Raw genomic sequence first — 17,520 nt, forward strand, 5'->3', positions numbered from 1 at the left:
CATGAAGATCGGACTTGGCCTTTACCGGGAGTCGCTGACTCCAGACAATTTCCGCTTCGCCCGCCAGGCGGGCGCCACCCACATCGTTGCTCACCTCACCAACTATTTTCGCGGGCGCGATCCTTCGCTGTCGGCCGGCAGCGAGACGGAAGGCTGGGGCGATTGCTCCACCGATGCGCTGTGGAACTACGAGGACTTCGCCGGCCTAGTCAGGACCGTGCGCGACAACGGGCTGGAAATCGCCGCGATCGAGAATTTCTCGCCGCGCTTCTGGTCCGACATTTTGCTCGATGGTCCCGACAGGGCGAAGCAGATCGAAGGGCTGAAGCGGCTTATCCGCGATGCCGGCCGCGCCGGCATCCCGTGCATCGGCTACAACTTCTCCATCGCCGGTGTCTGGGGCTGGTCGCGCGGGCCCTTCGCGCGCGGCGAGGCTATGTCGGTTGGGCTCGACCTTGCGGCCATCGACCCCGATTTGCCCCTCCCCGACGGCGTGGTCTGGAACATGCGCTACCGCGCCGGCCGGCCGGCCGCCGCGCCGGTGACGGTGAGCAGCGATGAGCTCTGGCAGCGGCTCGGCGCCTTCCTGCGGGAAGTCGTTCCGGTAGCCGAGGAAGCCGGCGTGGTGCTCGCCGCGCATCCGGACGATCCGCCGGCCGAGGCGCTGCGGGGCGCGGCGCGGCTCGTCAACCGGCCGGAGAAATACGACCGGCTGATGGACATCCTCGACTCACCATCCAACGGGCTGGAGCTCTGTCTCGGCTCGCTGCAGGAAATGCCGGGCGCCGACGAGATTTACGGGCATGTCCGGCGCTTCGCCCGACGCAAGCGCATCGGCTATATCCATTTCCGCAACGTGCGCGGCAAGGTGCCGAACTATCACGAGACCTTCGTCGACGACGGCGACATCGACATGGCCGAGATCGTCCGCATCCTGCGCGACGAAAACTATGAGGGCGTCATCATCCCCGACCACACGCCGGAAATGTCCTGCGACGCGCCCTGGCACGCGGGGAAGGCCTTTGCGCTCGGCTATATGCGCGCGCTGGTGCAGAATGCCGCAGCGCTGGGACCTTCGCGGACCATTCAATCCACCAACATCCGGATGCATGCCTGATGACCAGATCGACGCGCCTCTATGCCGACGACGCCGAAATGTACCGCCTGTTCGAAACCGAACTCTTCGTTGCGGTGGTCGGCGACGTAATGGACACGCTGGGGCTGCAGCATCAGTTCCTGCCGCCGGTGTTCAAGCCGGTCGACGAAAGCACGCGATTGCCGTGCCATGCCCGTGCTCGAGACCGATATCTTCCCGTCCAACGGACCGACGCACAACCCACTGATGAGCAAGCCGTTCGGGCTGATGTTCGAAGCGCTCGACGATTTGAAGCCCGGCGAGATCTACGTCGCCAGCGGCGCCTCGCCCCGTTACGCGTTGTGGGGCGAGTTGATGTCGACGCGTGCGAAGATCCTTGGCGCGCGCGGCGCGCTGGTCGACGGTTTCGCCCGCGACACGGATGGCATCAAGGTGCTGGGATTTCCCTGCTTCTGCACCGGTTATTACGCGCAGGACCAGGGCGTGCGCGGCAAAGTCGTCGACTATCGCTGCGCGCTCGAAATCGGCGGCGTGCGCATAGAGCCGGGAACGCTGCTGTTCGGTGACAAGGAAGGTGTCCTTGTTGTCCCCGCTGAAGCCGAGGAAGAGGTGGTGCGCCTGGCCCTCGAAAAAGTCCGCGGAGAAAAACGCGTGGCCAAGGCGATCCGCGAGGGAATGAGCGCGGTGGATGCTTACAAGACCTTCGGCATCATGTGAAAGGCCGTGGCCGACCAGCGGTAACCAGATGGTCAGTCGAGCTTGCGCGACAGCACCAGGTACATGGCTGCAAGCATCAGGAACAGGGCCACCCAGAACGAGGCGGCCGGTCGTTCGTCGAAGACGGCCAGACTCCAGAGGATACCGGCGGCCACGGCCAGATAGTTGAAGACCGAAAAGCGCGTCGGCCCAATACGAGCGACCAATACGAAGAACAGGACGAAGAAGACGGCATTGATCGCCGTCGCCAGGACGAGCGGTATCGCGGTCCTGCCCGTCCACTCGGACGGCAACGCCGCACCGCCGAGCGCAAGCATGACAACGCCGGCAACGACGGCCCCTCCCAGCAACGTTCCAGCCGCCATCATTACGGAGGACGCACCTTCGGGGCGCAGCCATTTGGCGCAGTTGTTGGCGGCAGCAAACATGACCGGGGCAATGAGGGCCACCAGAAACCAAACGATGCCGTCCGAGCCGACAACGCCTACACCGGGCAGCGCGAGGACAGCCACGCCGGCCACTCCGAGCATCATGCCGGCGAAAGTGCGCCAATCGAAGCGATCAAGGCCCGCCAGCGCGCCGATGGCGAGGGTGAATATGGGAGATAGGCAAAGCACCAGGGTGAGCACCGAGGCGTCGACATGCGGAGCGGCCGACACCAGTATGCCGATCGGCAGGCCAACCACCAGGCCGCCCATGATCAAGTACGTGCCCATCTGCCCGACGGTGACGGCGAACCGACCGCCGGCGGCTACCGCCGCCAGGGCCAGGATCACGCCTGCCGCAAGCGATTGGGCAAAGGCGAAACCCATAGGCGGCCATTGCGTCTCGGCGGCCAGCCGGTTGACCGGAAAGATGCCGCCGTAGATCGCTGCTGCCAGGAGCAGAAGAGCAGCGTCTATCGGTGGCAGGCCGCTGCCCGGCACGGGTCGGTCGTCATGCATCGCACACCGCCGGGCAGGCGCTCCCTCTCGAACCACCGGCCCGGAATTCGAGGTCTCTTGCGGACCTGTTCCGCGCCTAAGCAATTCCAGGAAAAGTGTGAGCGGTTAAGTTCGGCGTCTTCGCCGTAACCTTCCGTCCGGAATTGCGTAAAAACAAAGGGATAGAGCGGTTCGCCGTTTCCGTGAAACGGTGAAACGCTCTATCGGAGTCAAACCGTTCTGAGGGCGGCTGTACGGGCTTCGTCGACCTTGAGCAGGCCAGGCTCGTCGGCATCGACCAGAACCACCTTGTAGACCGTCTCGGCATCCTCGCGGCTCAGCCAGCCGCGATTGACGGTTGCCGCGACACGCTTCGGATCGCGCTTCAGCGGGTCGCCGTAACCGCCGCCGCCGCAAGCGGTGAACTCGATACGGGCGCCATTCTCGATCGTCTCTTCGCTGAAGGCCGGCAACACGATCTTCTCGTCGGCCCGGACCTTGATCGTCTCGCTCTCCTTGCCGTCGCCGCCCCCCAGCACGCCGCGCGGCGGGAAGCTGGTGCCGTCGGCGGCGTAGACGATCGTCATGTCGTGGTCGAGCGGATAAAAGACGCCGCCGGTCGCCGGCGCGCCCTCGAACTCGCCGAAACCCTGCGATCCAGGCAGCACGCCACGGCGCTCGATGACGATCGGATACATCGACTCGTCGACCTCGACCGAGTCGAGCTGAATGAGGCCGGCATTGGCCGGGCCGCAATAGGTCAGCCAGCCATCGAAGCCATGGCGGGCGCCGCCGCCGGCGTAGCCGACGAAGACCTGGTTGACATAGGACTTGCCGTGCTTGAACGGATCCTCGCCGGAGATGACGCCGACGCCGGCCGGCAGGTGCGAGCCGCTCTCGGCCTGGCCGTAAGGCGCGCCCATGCGCGAAAAGACGCAGTTGCCGGCAATCATCAGGCGGTCGTTGACGTTGGTGGTGGCGACCGAAGTGCCGACCGGATATTTCGGCTTGCCGACGACGCTTCCCTCGCGCAACAGCACCTTGATCTGCGACTTCGCGCCCTCATTATGCGGGATGCTCTCGTCGAGATTGTTAAAGACGCCGATCCGGCAGGAGCCGGTTGCGGTGTTTTCCGACAGGTTGAGGCCGCCCGGCACATTGTCGATGTTGTCGCGCACGTCGACGACGATCTCGCCCTTTTCCGGATCGACATTGATCGTCACCCTGACCGGAATGCCTTCGTCGGCGACGCCGGGCACCGGGTCATGGCGCGTCTCGTAGCTGTAGCTGCCGGCCGGCAGCTTGGCGATCGCCGCCTTGGCGCAGCGCGCGCCGTAATCGAACCAGTCCTCGACGAAGCCGAGGATGGTGTCGCGGCCGTAGCGGGCGAACAGCTCGCCGATGCGGCGCTCGCCGGTGCGGCAGGCGCCGATCTGCGCGCGCACGTCGCCCAGCCACATGTCCGGCACGCGGTTGCGCATCGTGCCGATGCGCAGGATGTCCTTCTTCTCCTCGTAATTCTGCGCGACGCGCACACAAGGGAAATGCATCCCCTCCTCGAAGATGTTCTTGGCGAAGGGCAGATAGGTCGACGGCACCGGCGCACCGGTGTCGGCGTGGTGCGACAGCGCCACGACCCAGAACAGCGGCTCGCCCTCGAAGAACACCGGCATCGCCATAATCAGGTCGGCGTGGTGGGTGCCACCGGTGTAGGGGCAGTTGTTGAGGAAGATGTCGCCCTGCGTGATGTCGTCGAACAGATCGGTCAGCGGCCGCGTCGCCATGTCCATAGACATGACGTGGATCGGCAGCGCGTCTTCGACCGAGACCAGCCGATGATCATAGGTCAGGATGGCGCAGGAGAAGTCGCGCGCGTTCTTGATCACGGCCGAGCGGCTGGCGCGCATGACGACCAGCGTCATCTCGCGCACGATCGCCTCGAAGCGGCTTTTCAGCACCGACATCAGAAAGGGGTCGACCCGCCGTTCCGCGACGTCGAGTTCGAGCCTGTTGATGGAGTCCATAGGATCGTTCCCTTGTGTAGATTTGACTAGGCGATGTTCACGACGAGATTGCCGTAACGGTCGATCTGGCCCTGGTGCTGGTCCTTGAGATAGGCGGTGAAGGTCTCGGCCTCGACCAGGCAGGGGCCGGCAACCTGCGCACCCGCGCGCAACTGCGCAAGTTCGTAGACCGGCACCGTTTCGACACGCCCGCTCTCCTGCTGGTAGATCCCGCGCTTGGCCTTCAGGTCGATGGCGCCGACCTGGTCGGGCAGCGTGTTCTTCTGCCAGATGTCCTGGCCGGAGCGCTTGCCGATGGCGCGCAGCTTCCAGGCCGTGAACTCGACGACGTCATTGTCGGCGCGGATCGAATAGATGCGCTCATGCATCTTGTGGAAGGCTTCAACCAGACCCGGCAGATCGCCCTCGGACACCATGCCGTCCTTTGCCTCGAACGGCACCTCGATCTCGAAGGACTGGTATTCGTAACGGCCGAGGAAGGAGAACTCGAACTGACGATTCTCCACCGCGACGCCGGCTTCGGCGAGGAAGTAGTTGCCGGCCTGCTTCAGCCGCTTCAGCGCATCGTTGACGCCGGCGACGTTGAAGTCGGCATCGGAGGTGAGCAGCACCGCGCTCTCTTCGGAGCGGATGTCGGAGATCAGGCCGCCGAAAGCGCTGAGGCCGGCCATGAAGCGCGGCACCATGTAGCGCTTCAAGCCGAGGATGTCGGCCATCTCGGCGATGTGGATGGCGGTGGCGCCGCCGCCGCAAACGAAGAAGGAGTCGCGCGGATTGATGCCCTCGCGCACCGTGATCTCTTCGATCGCCGCCACCATGTTGTGATTGCTGGTGGTGTAGATCGCGTAGGCCGCCTCCTGCCGCGACACGCCGAGCCGCATCGCGATCTTGTCGACCGCCGCCTCCGCCAGCTCCCGCTTCAGCTGCATCTTGCCGCCGAGGAAATAATCCGGATCGACGATGCCGAGCACGACATTGGCATCGGTCACTGTCGGCTCGGTGCCGCCCTGGCCGTAGCAGGCAGGACCCGGTCGGGCGCCCGCGCTGCGCGGGCCGACCTGCAGCAGGCCGCCTTCATCGACGAAGGCGATCGAGCCGCCGCCGGCGCCGACCGAGCGCACATCGACCTTGGGAATGCCGAGCGAATCGTCGTGGATCATGCTGTCGGGCGTGACGATGATCTGGTGGTCGCGCAGCGCCGAGACGTCGAAGGTGGTGCCGCCCATGTCGCCGACGATGATGTCGGGCTCGTCGGACAATGCCAGTGCCGCCATCGGCGCCAGCGTCGGACCGGACATGACGCTGTAGATCGGCTTCCGGATCATGTCGGCCAAAGGCATCATGCCGCCGACGCAGTTGGCAAGCAGCAATTCGCCCTCGAAACCTTCCTCGTCGAGCGCCGTCTTCAGCTTCTCGATATAGGTGCGCACGATCGGGTTGATGGAAGCATCGATCGCGGCCGCGATGATGCGCTTGTACTCGCGCGGCATCGGGTTGATCTCATGGCTGAGCGTCACCGGGACGCCGGGCAACTCCTGGTTCAGGATCTCGCGCACGGCGAGCTCATGCGCCGGATTGACCACCGACCACAGCAGGCCGACGGCGATCGCCTCGACGCCGAGACCGCGAAACTCGGCGGCGGCCTTGCGGACGTCATCCAGCGAAAGCGGCGCGAGCTCGCGACCGCGGGCATCGATACGGCCGGCGACGGTCTTGGTGAGATGGCGCGGCACATAGGGATCGGGATAGTTCAGCCGCCACTGGAAAGCGCCTTTGCGCGGACCTTCGCGCAGCACCAGTATGTCCTGGTGACCGGCGGTCAGGATGAGGCCGACCTTGACCGTCTTGCGCTCGACAAGCGCGTTGGTCGACACGGTCGAGCCGTGCACGACGAGGTCGATCTGCTTCATGAAATCGGCGCCGCTGAGGCCATAGCCCTCGGCCGCGACATGCAGCACGTTGATGAAGCCTTTTTCGAATTCGCCGGGCGTCGTCGGCGACTTGAAGATGGCGATCTCGCCCTTGCTGTTCGAGACAAGGCAGTCGGTGAAGGTGCCGCCGATATCGATGCAAACTTGATAGGCCATACGAGCTTCCCGAAGAGGTTGGAGTATCAGCGCCTGGCTTCGTCGCGATTGACGATCAGGCTGACGATGATGATGACGCCCAGGCAGATCTGTTGCAGATAGCCGTCGATCTGGACGAGGTTCATGCCGTTGGAGAGCACGGTGACGAACAGCGCGCCGAGCACGGCCGCGCCCACGCCGCCCTCCCCGCCGGAGAGGCGCACGCCGCCGACCACGGCGGCCGCGATCGCCTCCAAGGTGAGATTGCCGCCGAGATTGGGCTCACCCGAGCCGGTGCGCGCGGTGAGCAGAAGCGCGCCGAGCGCGGCAAGCAGCGCACACAGCGTGTAGGCCAGCACCAGCACCGGCACGGTGCGAATGCCCGCCGCGACCGCCGCCCTTGGATTGGCGCCGATGATGTAGAGGCTGCGGCCGAAGCGCGTCGCCTTGAGCACGAGGAACAAGAGCACGAACACCAGGGCGGCAATCCAGATCGGCATCGGAATCGAGAGCAGCGATCCCTGCGCGAATTCGGCGGTGAGGCTCTTCGGCAGGCCGGTGACGGGGAAGCCGCCGCTGATCGTCGAGGCGAAGGCCAGCACCATGTTGGCCATGCCGAGCGTCGTCACCAGCGGGTTGATGCCGATGCCGGCTATCAGCACGCCGTTGGCGAGGCCGATCGCACCGGCGATCAGCACCGCGGCGCCGACGCCGTAGAGGATCGAGACATCGCCGCCGCCCATTGCCACCATCGCCATCGAGGCGGCGACGCTGACCAGCGAGACGGTGTGGCCGAGCGAAAGATCGAAGCCGCGCGTCAGAAGCACCATAGTCTGCGCCATGGCGAAGATCGCAAGATAGCTCGCCTGCAGCGCGATGTTGCGGAAATTGCCGAGGGACAGAACACGCGGCTCGACCAGGCCAAACAGGATGAGGACAACGACAATGGCGATCGGCAGGCGCGCCGCGCGCAAGATCTCTTTCAGCGAAAGGCCGGAGCTCTGTGCCATCGGTTGTGTCTTGGCCTCCATGCTCATGACTGCCGCTTCCTCAGCAGAAGCCGTTCGATGGCCAAGGCTATGATCAAGACGGCGCCGAGCACCAGCGTCTGGTACTTGCTGTCGACTTGCACCAGGTTCATCGCGTTGGCGATGACCGACAGGAACAGCGCTGCGAGCGCCACCAGTTCTGCGCGGCCGACGCCGCCGCGCAGCGAGACGCCGCCGATGACGGCGGCGGCAATGGTTTCGAGCGCCAGGGTTCCGCCGATCGTCGACTGGCCGGAGCCGAGCCGCGACGTCATCAGGAAGCCGGTGAGCGCGGCGAGCAGGCCGGCAAGCATATAGGCCGCCATCAGCGTGCGGCCGGTGGCGACACCCGACAAGCGCGCCGAGCGCTGGTCGCTGCCGACCGCATAGATATGGCGGCCGAGCGCGGTGAAGCGCTGCATGACGATGCAGGCGGCAAGCACCGCCAACCCGACCCAGAGCACGATCGGCAGGCCCAGGAACTGGCCGCGTCCGACATTGGCGATGAAGGAGTCGGCCACGCCATAGATCGGGATGCCTTGCGTGAAATAGAGCGCGATGCCCATCAGCACCGACATCATCGCCAGCGTCACCATGAAGGGTGAGAGCGAGAAGGTCGCCACAAGCCCGGCATTGACCAGCCCGACAAGCGCGCCGGCACCGAGCGCGATGACCAGCGAGGCAAGGATGACGACCAGCTCCATGCCTGGGAAATAGCCGCTGCCGACGAGCATCACGGCAGCCGTCACCACGGAGGTCGCCGCCACCACCGCGCCGACGGAAAGGTCGAAGCCGCCGGCCGTCATCACCAGCATCTGCGCCAGCGACGGAATGAGCAGCAGCGCGAAATTGCGCATGACGTTGAGCAGGTTGAGCCGGTTGAGGAAGCGCGGCTCGATCAGCGCGGTCGCGACCACCGCCACGATCAGGAAGGTGATGACGATGCCGCCCTGCATGAGGAAGCGGTCGAGCCGGCTCGCGCGATGCGATGGCGCGTTGGCAACGGTGATGGTCGCCGTTTCCGAGCTCATGCGCGCCCTCCGAAATAGTGGGACAGGACCTGAGCTTCGCTGAGCTCGTGCTGGGCAAGCTCGGCGACCACCTTGCCTTCATGCATGACATAGACACGCGAGGCGAGATTGATCAGCTCCGGCAATTCGGATGTCGAGACCACCACCGAGGCGCCGGCCTCGACCAGCGATTTGATGAGGTTGTAGACATCGGCCTTGGCGCCGACGTCGATGCCGACGGTCGGCTCGTCGAACAGGTAGACGTCGAACGGTTTCATCAGCCCGCGCGCCAGCATCAGCTTCTGCTGGTTGCCGCCGGAGAAGGCGGACGCCTTGCGCTCGGGCGCCATGGGTCTGAGCGCAAGATTGGCGAGCGGCGTCTTGATCGTCTCGTTCTCGCGCCAGAATTTCAGCACCGGCCCGGACGACAGTTCCGGCAGGTCGAGCGAGCTCATGGTTGCGTTCTCGCGCGCCGAGCGCGCCAGCGCCAGACCCTCCGAGCCGCGGTCGGCCGGGAAATAGCAGACATTGGCGGCGAGCATCGACGTGGGCGTCGGCCGCTCGACCGCCTTGTCGCCCAGCATGATCGCCCCCGCCTCGATGGCCTCCAGGCCGAAGACGGCGCGACAGAGCTCGCTGCGCCCGCAGCCGACGAGACCGGCGAGACCGACCACCTCGCCCGCGCGCGCCGTGAAGGACGCGCCAATGACCGAGTGCTTTTCCGTCGTGATATCTCGTACCTCGAGCCTGACTGCCCCGGGCTTGTGCTCGATCTTCGGAAACAGCTGTTCGACAGGACGACCGACCATCATCTCGATCAGCCCCTCGTCCGAAATCTCGGCGGTCACGACGGTGCCGATCTTCTTGCCGCCGCGCAGCACGGTGACGCGGTCGGAGAGATTACGGATCTCGCTCATGCGATGCGAGACATAGATGATGCCGACGCCGCGCGCTTTCAGCAGCGCTACGGCATTGAAGAGCTTTTCCGCCTCGCCGTCGGTGAGCGAGGCCGTGGGCTCGTCGAGGATCAGCACCTTCGGCCGCATGCGCAACGCCTTGGCGATCTCGACCATCTGTTTTTGCGCGCGCGACAGGAAGGCGACCTTCTCGTCGAGCGGCAGATGGAAGCCGAGACTGTCCAGCAGCTCCGCCGCCGCCTGCCGCATCTGCTTGCGCTTGAGGAACAGGCCGGACGACTGCTCGCGGCCGAGGAAGATGTTCTCGACCACTGTGAGGTCGGGCACCAGGCTGAATTCCTGGAAAACGGCGGCGATGCCGATCTCCTGCGCCACCTGCGGCGTCAGGCTCGTGATGGTGCGGCCATTGATGCGGTAGACGCCTTCCGCCCACGGGAAGGTGCCGGCGATGAGATTGATGAGCGTCGACTTGCCGGCGCCGTTTTCGCCAAGCAGCGCGTGGACCTCGCCCTCATTGAGGGAGAAGTCGACATTGTCGAGCGCGGCGATGCCGCGGAATCTCTTGGTGAACCCTGTAACTTCCAGCATCCAAAAACCCAAGGCTGGCGAGCTAAGTCGCCTGACCGCTTCCGACGAAGCGGCCAGGCCGGGAGGATCGCGATCCAACCGCGATGTGCGGGCCGCGTAAGCGGCTACGCTATTCGACCGAGAACTCGGGGCGCCAGTTGTCCGGCGCGAAGATCTGGGTCGTGTCGATCTTGTCGACATTGTCCTTGGTAACGATGCCGGGGGCAACCAGCAGGACCTTCTCGTGATCCTTCTTTTCCAGCGCGCGAACCGCGAGGTCGACGCCGATGCGTCCCATGATGACCGGATACTCGGTGGCGAAGCCCAGCACCGAGCCGTCCTTGACGGCCTTCAGCATGGTCTGGTTCTCGTAGGAGGACATGATCGTCACGTTGCTCAGGCCGGCGTCGGCGACGGCGCCGATCGCGGCTTCCGCCGTCGGCGCGCCGCCCCAGATGACGTTGACGTCCGGATGGGTCTGCAGCGCATCCTCGACCAGCTTGAGCTGCGCCGGCACGCTGGCCTCGCCGAACATTTCGCCGACCAGCTTGATGTTGCCGGTCTTGGTGCTGTCGCGGAAGCCGTTCATGTAGGTTTCGGCCCAGCCGCTGCCCTGCGGGCCCGGGAACGCCACGGCGGTGCCCTGCTTGTCGCCGAGGAACTTCTTCACATACTCGCCGGTCTGAAAGCCCTTCTGGTAGAAATCGGGCGTGATGCGGGCGGTGATCGGCGTCTCGAGGATCGGGTTGGCGACGGCGATGTTGACGATGCCCTTGCCCATGCCCTCGTTGATCTTGGCTGCCACGCCGGCTTCCGAGATCGCCGAGATCAGGATGGCGTCGGCGCCCGCCGCGACGCAGTCGTCATATTGCGAGATCTGCTTCGGCAGCGCGGTGTATCCACCCGCCTGCAGCACCGTCACCTTGACGCCCAGGCGCTTGGCCTCCTCGACAATGCCGTAGTCCACCGACACCCAGTAGCTGTCCTGCAGATGCGGAAAGAGCACGCAGAGCTTCCAGGGCTTCTCTGCCTTGTCGAGCGGCTTGTATTCGATCTCTCCCACGTTCTTGAGGTCGCCATCCTTCGCCGAGGCGATCTTGAACGGCCACCAGTCGGCGGCATGCGCCATTCCGGCCGACAGCACCGTCGCCGACAGCGCAAAAGCCAGTGACTTCTTCAATCCACTCATATCAGTCTCCCATTTGAACAGCTGCCCTTGGAGGGCCTGGAGTTGTTGACCCGATCGACCGGTTTAGCCCGATCATTTTTGTATCCAATCTGCCACTTCTTCGTTTGGCATTTCAAATTTCAAACGCTGAATTTCGTGCAAATGTATCCATTCAGCCCATTCAACCGCGTAATTCACAACTTACATCTTATATCTTATGTGTCAATGCGCGATAGACCGTCACCCGACAGGGCGTTTCGACTGCCATAGGCTGGCTTAGACCCGCGGATGAACCTGCGGCAGGGCGGCGTCGAGCGATCGCTCGAATGCATCGACCAAAGCGTCGACCTGCGCCTCGGTGATGATCAGCGGCGGACAGAAGGCGATCGCGTCGCCCATATTGCGCGAGATGACGCCGTTCTGCTGCAGAAAGCCGTTGACCAGCGCGCCGAGCGCCGCCGGCTTGCCCCACGGCGCTTTGCTTGCCTTGTCGGCGACGAGCTCGACCGCGGCGATGAGACCGACGCCGCGCACCTCGCCCACCAGTGGATGCGAGGCGAGCTTGTTGAGCCTTGCCTGCAGATGCGCGCCGACCTTGCGCGCATTGCCGACGAGGTCGCGCTCCTCGATCAGCTTGATGTTCTCCAGCGCGACGGCCGCGGCGACCGGATGACCGCCGCCGGTGAAGCCGTGGCCGAAGGTGCCGATGCGGTCGCTCTCGTCGGCGATCGGCTCGAACACTTTGTCGTTGATGATGAGCGCCGAGATCGGCAGGTAGGAGGAGGAAATCTGCTTCGACAGCACCATGATGTCGGGCTTGATGCCGAAGGTCTGCGAACCGAACATCTCGCCGGTGCGGCCGAAGCCGCAGATGACCTCGTCGGCCACCAGCAGGATGTCGTATTTCGACAGCACCGCCTGGATCTTTTCCCAATAGCCGGCGGGCGGAACGACGACCCCGCCGGCGCCCATGATCGGCTCGCCGATGAAGGCGGCGATCGTTTCAGGCCCCTCGGCAAGGATGAGTCTTTCCAGGTCGTCGGCGAGCCGCGCGGAGAACTGCTCTTCGCTCTCGCCGGGCTGGGCGTCGCGCCAATGATGCGGCGTCGACGTATGCAGGATATTGGCGATCGGCAGGTCGAAGGAGAGATGATTGTTGGGCAGCCCGGTCAGGCTCGCCGAGGCGATGGTGACGCCATGATAGCCGCGCTTGCGGCTGATGATCTTCTTGCGCGCCGGCTGGCCGAGCGCGTTCGACCGGTACCAGATCATTTTGATCGCGGTATCGTTGGCCTCGGAACCGGAATTGGTGAAATAGGCCTTGCTCATCGGCACCGGCGCCATCTGCACCAGCTGCTCGGCCAGGTCGATCAGCGGCGAATGCGCCTTCGAGCCGAAGTCGTGATAGAAGGGCAGCTTCGACATCTGCCTTGTCGCAGCGTCCACCAGACGCTTTTCCGAGAAGCCGACGGCGACGCTCCACAAGCCCGCCATCGCCTCGATGTAGCGATTGCCTGCAATGTCCTCGACATAGATGCCATCGCCCTTTTCGATGACCAGCGGACCCGTCTCTTGATGCTTGCGGGCATTGGTATAGCCATGCAGGTGATAGCGGATGTCGCGGGCTTCGGGGGAATTCGGTCTGGCGTCCATCACGGCTCCTGTCTGCAGGCGTCCAAGCGGGAATTGCCCTGCCTTCCCCTCGTCCAAGGGTCGCAGTTCCCTCTTGCTTTATGCTGTTTGATGCATCATGTTTCTTATAAGATATACTGTCAAGCCCTTTTGGGCCGGCAGCCAAAAACGGGACGGGAACGGCATGGCGAGCTTCAGCTTCGAAACGCTCGAGCGTGAAAATCTCGGCGAGACCGTCTATGCGCGCGTCGCCGAGGCGCTGGTCAAGGGACGCTTCGCGCCGGATGCCAGGCTGACCATCCGCGACCTCGCCCAGTCGCTCGGAACCAGCGTCACGCCGGTGCGGGATGCGATCCTGCGCCTTATCCAGGACGAGGCGCTGGTGCAGAAATCGGCGCGCGAGGTGCGCGTGCCCATCATCACGCTGGAACGCTATCGGGAGATCCGCCAGATCAGGCTGAAGCTCGAAGGCCTCGCCGCGCGCGAGGCCGCGCTCAAGGCGACGGCCAGGGATGTCGAGCGGCTGCGCGATCTGATTGCCCGCAACGAAAGCGCCATTACCGAGAGGAATTGGACGGAAGCGCTGGAGCTCAACCAGACCTTCCATTTCGCGCTTGCCGACATCGGCGACATGGTTGTGCTACGCGGCATCCTGAACCGGCTGTGGCTGCAGATGGGTCCCCTGATTGCGGAATCCTATCATGAAGGCGGCAGGACCATGATCGACAATCACCACGCAGTGCTCGCCGCGGTCGAAAGGAAAGATGCCGATGCCGCCGAACGTGCGATCATCGCCGACATCACCGAGGGCGGAAACGTGATTCTCGAACGGCTGTTCAGCAGGCGCGCCGCCGACACGGCCAAGGCGGGCTGAGAATGGAACAGATCGACTGCATCGTCGCCGGTGCCGGCGTCGTCGGTCTGGCGATTGCGCGCAAGATGGCCGCGCGCGGCCTGGACACGCTCATCGTCGAGGCGGCGGATGCCATCGGCACCGAGACGAGCTCGCGCAATTCGGAAGTGATCCATGCCGGCATCTACTATCCGCAAGGATCGCTGAAGGCCCGGCTCTGCGTCGCCGGCCGCGACATGCTCTACCGCTACTGCGCGGAACGCGCTATCCCGCATCGGCGCTCCGGCAAGCTGATCGTCGCAACCGACGAGGCCCAGGAACCCGTGCTTGCCGCGATCCGCGCCAGCGCCGCAGCCTGCGGCGTGGAAGATTTGCGCTTCGTTACCGCGGCTGAAGCGCAGGCCCTGGAGCCGGCGCTTCATTGCACGAAAGCCATGTTATCGCCCTCCACCGGCATCATCGACAGCCACGCGCTCATGCTCGCCTTGCTCGGCGACGCCGAGGAAAGCGGCGCCATGTTGTCGCTCAACACGCGCATCGTTTCGGGCCGCATCGATGCCGGCCGCATCGTGCTCCAGACGATGGACACGGCAAGCGGCGAGGGTTTCGAGATCGCGACGTCGCGCTTCGTCAACGCGGCCGGCCTCGGCGCCGTTGCGCTGGCGGGCTCGCTCGAAGGCTTCGACCGGCGGTTTTTGCCGACGCTTCGCTACGCCAAGGGCAATTACTTCTCGGTGGTGGGCCGGGCGCCCTTCTCGCGGCTGGTCTACCCGGTGCCTGAACCGGGCGGGCTTGGCGTCCACCTGACACTTGATCTCGGCGGCACGGCTCGGTTCGGGCCCGACGTCGAATGGACGGACACGCTCGACTACCGCGTCGATCCGGCGCGCGGCAAACGCTTCTACGATGCGATCCGCAAATACTGGCCGGATCTGGCCGACGACAGCCTGCAGCCGGCCTATAGCGGCATTCGGCCGAAACTCTCCGGCCCCGGTGAAGAAAACAGCGACTTCGTCATCCAGGATGCCACGACCCATGAGAGCTCCGGGCTGGTCAATCTGTTCGGCATCGAAAGCCCCGGCCTGACCTCTAGCCTGGCGATTGCCGAACATGTGACACGCATTCTCGCGCCTGAGGCGGACTGACGGCGCCGACGCGCAGCATTCAAGGCCGGTCGGTACCCGCGCCTACCGCGACGAAAGCTGACATATTCATTGTATCCAATGGCAAACCTATTTTGGCAATTTTCGCCTTTCAAAAGGCAATAAACGTCTCTATCGTATCCAATACGCTTCTCAACCCAGCCACGAGCCCGCCAGGAAGTCCTGATGCCCGACTACGCAACATTGGCCCCATCAGCCCCCTGGCGCGAACTGCGCACGACACGCGCCCGACTGGGACGACGCCGATCCGGCCGCGCTGGAATCGATGCTTGTTTCGGCCCATCTGATCCGCGCCTTCGAGGAGAAAGTGCTGGAGCTTGCGGGCCAGGGCCTGGTGCACGGTCCGGCCCATTCCGCGGTCGGCCAGGAAGGCGGCGCCGTCGGCTCGGCCGCGTTGATGCGCGCTGGCGATCAGATCAATGGATCCCATCGCGCGCATCACCAGTTTCTCGCCAAGTCGATCCGTTATATCGCGCCCGACGGCCTCTTGCCCGCAGCGGAGTTTTCATCGGAAATCCGCGGTCTGGCCCAGAGGTCGCTCGCCGAGATCCTCGGCCTGGCGCAAGGCTTTTGCCGGGGACGCGGCGGCTCGATGCATCTGCGCTGGGCCGAGGCCGGCAATCTCGGCACCAACGCGATCGTCGGAGGCGGCGTGCCGCTGGCGGCCGGTGCCGCCTGGGCGCACAAGCGGGCAGGCAAAGGCGACGTCGCCTTTGCCTATTTCGGCGACGGCGCGGTCAATATCGGCTCGGTGCTGGAGACGATGAACATTGCCGCCGCCTGGAAGCTGCCGCTCTGCTTCTTCATCGAGAACAACCGCTATGCCGTCTCGACCCGTGTCGAGGAAGCGACCGCCGAGCCGCGCCTGTCGGCACGCGGATCGGCCTTCGCCATTCCCGCCTGGAAAGTCGACGGTATGGATCCCCTCGCCGTCTATCTTGCGACGAAGGAAGCCATGGAGCTGATGCGCAACGGCGGCGGGCCGACCATCGTCGAGGCTGACGTCTATCGCTACTTCCATCAGAACGGCCCTCTGCCCGGCAGCGCCTTCGGCTATCGCGACAAGGCGGAGGAAGCGGCCTGGCGGGCGCGCGACCCGCTCGACCGGCTGGCGAGCGAAATGGAACAGCGTCAGATCATCGGCAGCTCGGGCGTTGCCGCTCTGCGCGAACGCGCGCTTGCGCTGATGGCCGATGTCGGCGCCGAACTCGTCGAGCAGGTGGACGGCAAGAACCGCATCAAGCCCGCGCTCTGGCCGGACGAAGGTTTCCGCGACCACGGCATACGCGGCGACCTCTCGGAATTCGCGAGGACGCGCACCGAGGAATTGGAAACCTTCGGCGGCGCGATCGACGGCAACGCCAAATTCATCGACGCCGTCGCCAATGTCATGCAGCGGCGCATGGCGACGGACGACCGGATCGTGATCATGGGCGAGGATGTGCATCGGCTGAAGGGCGGTACGAACGGCGCGACGCGCGGTCTTGCCGCCGCTTTCCCGGACCGGGTGCTCGGCACGCCGATCAGCGAAGCCGCCTTTACCGGGCTCGGCGGCGGCATCGCCATGGATGGCCGCTATATTCCGGTTGTCGAGTTCATGTATCCGGACTTCATGTGGGTGGCCGCCGACCAGATCTTCAACCAGATCGGCAAGGCGCGCCACATGTTCGGCGGCGATATCGACGTGCCGCTGGTGCTGCGCACCAAGGTCGCCATGGGCACCGGCTACGGTTCGCAGCACTCCATGGATCCGGCCGGCATCTTCGCCACCTCGCCCGGCTGGCGCATCGTCGCCCCATCGACGCCCTTCGACTATGTCGGTCTGATGAACAGCGCGCTGCGCTGCAAGGACCCGGTGCTCGTCATCGAGCATGTCGATCTCTACAATTCGACCGGACCGGCGCCGATCGACGACCTCGATTACTTCATCCCTCTCGGCAAGGCCAAGGTGGTGCGCCAGGGCACGGCCATGACGATCCTCACCTACCTCGCCACGGTGCGGCCAGTGCTTGAAGCGGTCGAACGTCTCGGCGTCGACGCCGAGGTCATCGACCTGCGCTCGCTCGATCGCGCCGGGCTGGACTGGCAGACCATCGAAGCTTCGATCCGCAAGACCGGCAATGTGCTGGTGGTCGAGCAAGGCGCGCGCGGCACGTCTTATGGCGGCCTGCTCGCCGCCGAGATCCAGAACCGCTGCTTCGACTGGCTTGACCAGCCGATCCAGCGTGTCCATGGCGGCGAGGCCTCGCCGAGCATTTCCAAGGTGCTCGAGGGCGCCGCTTGCGCACGCCCCGCCGACATCGAGCGCGGCTTGCGCCAGGTGATGGCCGACCAAGGTCGGCCGCTTGGCTGAAAG

Annotated in this window: 13 protein-coding genes and 1 pseudogene; 5 read left to right on the forward strand and 9 right to left on the reverse strand. The window is 64.7% G+C overall.

All coding sequences use genetic code 11. The features are described from left to right. Window position 1: 1 nt before the first annotated feature. Entirely contained in the window at window positions 2-1,117 is a 1,116-nt protein-coding gene (locus FJ417_RS16395) for a mannonate dehydratase (protein ID WP_140784177.1), read from the forward strand. Here FJ417_RS16395 and FJ417_RS33530 read toward each other — a convergent pair. Further along, window positions 1,087-1,287 (reverse strand): hypothetical protein, encoded by a 201-nt coding sequence (locus FJ417_RS33530; RefSeq protein ID WP_246687470.1) that lies wholly within the window; start codon window positions 1,285-1,287, stop codon window positions 1,087-1,089. The two genes, FJ417_RS16395 and FJ417_RS33530, sit on opposite strands and share 31 nt — an antisense overlap. Between FJ417_RS33530 and FJ417_RS16400 the strand changes: the two genes are divergently transcribed. Next, window positions 1,286-1,813, forward strand: a complete 528-nt coding sequence (locus FJ417_RS16400) for an RraA family protein (protein WP_246687471.1) — start codon at window positions 1,286-1,288, stop codon at window positions 1,811-1,813. The genes FJ417_RS33530 and FJ417_RS16400 overlap by 2 nt on opposite strands. Window positions 1,814-1,845: 32 nt before the next feature. Here FJ417_RS16400 and FJ417_RS16405 read toward each other — a convergent pair whose 3' ends face one another. From FJ417_RS16405 to FJ417_RS16440, 8 genes are all read right to left on the reverse strand, one after another. After that, a complete protein-coding gene (locus tag FJ417_RS16405) occupies window positions 1,846-2,739 on the reverse strand; it encodes a DMT family transporter (protein WP_181183227.1) in 894 nt (297 codons plus the stop codon). A 227-nt stretch (window positions 2,740-2,966) separates the two neighbouring features. Then, window positions 2,967-4,760, reverse strand: a complete 1,794-nt coding sequence (locus tag FJ417_RS16410; protein WP_140784179.1) for a hydantoinase B/oxoprolinase family protein — start codon at window positions 4,758-4,760, stop codon at window positions 2,967-2,969. 26 nt (window positions 4,761-4,786) lie between these two features. Next, window positions 4,787-6,847, reverse strand: a complete 2,061-nt coding sequence (locus FJ417_RS16415; protein ID WP_140784180.1) for a hydantoinase/oxoprolinase family protein — start codon at window positions 6,845-6,847, stop codon at window positions 4,787-4,789. A gap of 26 nt (window positions 6,848-6,873) precedes the next feature. After that, on the reverse strand, window positions 6,874-7,863 hold the full coding sequence (locus FJ417_RS16420; protein WP_246687472.1) for an ABC transporter permease: 990 nt from the start codon (window positions 7,861-7,863) through the stop codon (window positions 6,874-6,876). Beyond that, entirely contained in the window at window positions 7,860-8,885 is a 1,026-nt protein-coding gene (locus tag FJ417_RS16425; protein WP_140640376.1) for an ABC transporter permease, read from the reverse strand. The genes FJ417_RS16420 and FJ417_RS16425 overlap by 4 nt, the downstream gene beginning before the upstream one ends. Next, window positions 8,882-10,369: a sugar ABC transporter ATP-binding protein gene (locus tag FJ417_RS16430; RefSeq protein ID WP_140784181.1), complete on the reverse strand. Its 1,488-nt coding sequence runs from the start codon at window positions 10,367-10,369 to the stop codon at window positions 8,882-8,884. The genes FJ417_RS16425 and FJ417_RS16430 overlap by 4 nt, the downstream gene beginning before the upstream one ends. A gap of 109 nt (window positions 10,370-10,478) precedes the next feature. Next, window positions 10,479-11,537: a TMAO reductase system periplasmic protein TorT gene (gene torT / locus FJ417_RS16435; RefSeq protein ID WP_140784182.1), complete on the reverse strand. Its 1,059-nt coding sequence runs from the start codon at window positions 11,535-11,537 to the stop codon at window positions 10,479-10,481. 255 nt (window positions 11,538-11,792) lie between these two features. Next, window positions 11,793-13,169, reverse strand: coding sequence for an aspartate aminotransferase family protein (locus tag FJ417_RS16440; protein WP_140784183.1), 1,377 nt, complete (start codon window positions 13,167-13,169; stop codon window positions 11,793-11,795). 163 nt (window positions 13,170-13,332) lie between these two features. On the opposite strand from FJ417_RS16440, the gene FJ417_RS16445 reads away from it, so the two are divergent. The 3 genes and pseudogenes from FJ417_RS16445 (at window position 13,333) to FJ417_RS16455 (ending at window position 17,517) form a co-directional block, all read left to right on the forward strand. Then, the gene (locus tag FJ417_RS16445) at window positions 13,333-14,022 is read left to right on the forward strand and encodes a GntR family transcriptional regulator (RefSeq protein WP_140652816.1); all 690 of its coding nucleotides are present in this window, start codon (window positions 13,333-13,335) and stop codon (window positions 14,020-14,022) included. 2 nt (window positions 14,023-14,024) lie between these two features. Next, entirely contained in the window at window positions 14,025-15,146 is a 1,122-nt protein-coding gene (locus FJ417_RS16450) for an NAD(P)/FAD-dependent oxidoreductase (protein WP_140652814.1), read from the forward strand. A 183-nt stretch (window positions 15,147-15,329) separates the two neighbouring features. Beyond that, a pseudogene (locus tag FJ417_RS16455) lies at window positions 15,330-17,517 on the forward strand (dehydrogenase E1 component subunit alpha/beta). Window positions 17,518-17,520: the final 3 nt, after the last annotated feature.

It is taken from the genome of Mesorhizobium sp. B3-1-7, from assembly GCF_006439385.1.
Classification (GTDB): domain Bacteria; phylum Pseudomonadota; class Alphaproteobacteria; order Rhizobiales; family Rhizobiaceae; genus Mesorhizobium.